The following is a 1,162-nucleotide window of genomic DNA, read 5'->3' on the forward strand; positions in this document are numbered from 1 at the left end:
AATGTTGATGAAATAGTAGAAGAAATGAGAAGCATCAGAAGCGAATTCTGTAAATTCTAGTCTTATACTTATCCAAAAAATCGCCCTTAAAGTGAAATTACGATTTTATTTTGAGGGCGATTTTTGTATTTGAATAAATTATGACATTGAAAAATAAAATTATAGTGATATAATTGTATAATACATAATTTCAATGGGAGGTTTTATGGAAAAAAAAATTGTAAAAACATATCTAAGTAATAATAAACTCCTGCAAAAAAGAAGGACTGTAAGATATTTTATAGATGCTGTTAAGCAGATTCAAGAAAAAGAAGGACTCGATGCGGTAAATATAAGAAAAATAGGAGATATAGCAGGTTACAACAGCGCGACAATATATAATTACTTTGATAGTATCGAGCATCTGATTTTTTTTGCTTCGATGGAATACTTCAGAGAATATATAAAAGAACTCCCGGGAGCATTGAAAGATGAGAAGGATTCCCTTGAGAGATACATAATAATTTGGAACTGTTTCCTCAAACACGCTTTTAGATATCCAAAAAACTATTATGCGATATTTCTTGCAAAAGAGGGAGAGCGCACCAGAGATTACATTGACGATTATTACAAACTCTATCCAATGGATAAAAGCGGAATGAGTCAAGACATTAAAGATATGATGTCAGAAAAAGATTTATTTAGCAGAGGCAACATAGCCGCTAAAGAATGTATAAAACAAGGATATTTTAGTGAAATCGAAGGCTATGTAATGAATGACATAATAACTTATATTTTTGAAAGTTTTATTTTCAGGGTAATACACAATGGACTAGATCCCGAAACGGCAGAAACTGAAATAAAAAGATATATTAAAAGCGTGATCGAGAAGTACAGACAAAAGTAGATAAAAGGCGGATTATAACGGATGGTGAAAGCCATTCGTTTTTTTTATATCAAAAAATCGCCAAATATTAAAAATATTTATAATTATCTGCGAAAAAGCCTATAAGACGCTTGACAAATAATTACGGTTTATATATAATCGTGATTAAGGAAAATGTTTTCAAAGCGAGAGGAGAATATGGATGAAACTGGAAATAGGTAATTTTTATGTAAAAGATGTCAGACTTGGAAATGAGACATCATACAAAGATGGAATTCTTAGTATAGATAAAGAAGC

Annotated in this window: 2 protein-coding genes; both read left to right on the forward strand. The window is 30.5% G+C overall.

What is annotated here, in order from left to right:
• Window positions 1-205 precede the first annotated feature (205 nt).
• Window positions 206-886, forward strand: coding sequence for a TetR/AcrR family transcriptional regulator (locus G558_RS13180; RefSeq protein ID WP_051188665.1), 681 nt, complete (start codon window positions 206-208; stop codon window positions 884-886).
• Window positions 887-1,067: 181 nt separating this feature from the next.
• Window positions 1,068-1,162: glycine/sarcosine/betaine reductase component B subunit (locus G558_RS14490; protein ID WP_156888562.1), on the forward strand; the 95-nt coding region annotated here is incomplete at its 3' end.

It is taken from the genome of Proteocatella sphenisci DSM 23131, assembly GCF_000423525.1.
GTDB classification, from domain to species: Bacteria; Bacillota; Clostridia; order Peptostreptococcales; family Filifactoraceae; genus Proteocatella; species Proteocatella sphenisci.

Excerpts from the sequence above, each read along its gene's own strand:
- G558_RS13180 (WP_051188665.1), top strand. The coding sequence starts at position 206 with ATGGAAAAAAAAATTGTAAAAACATATCTAAGTAATAATAAACTCCTG.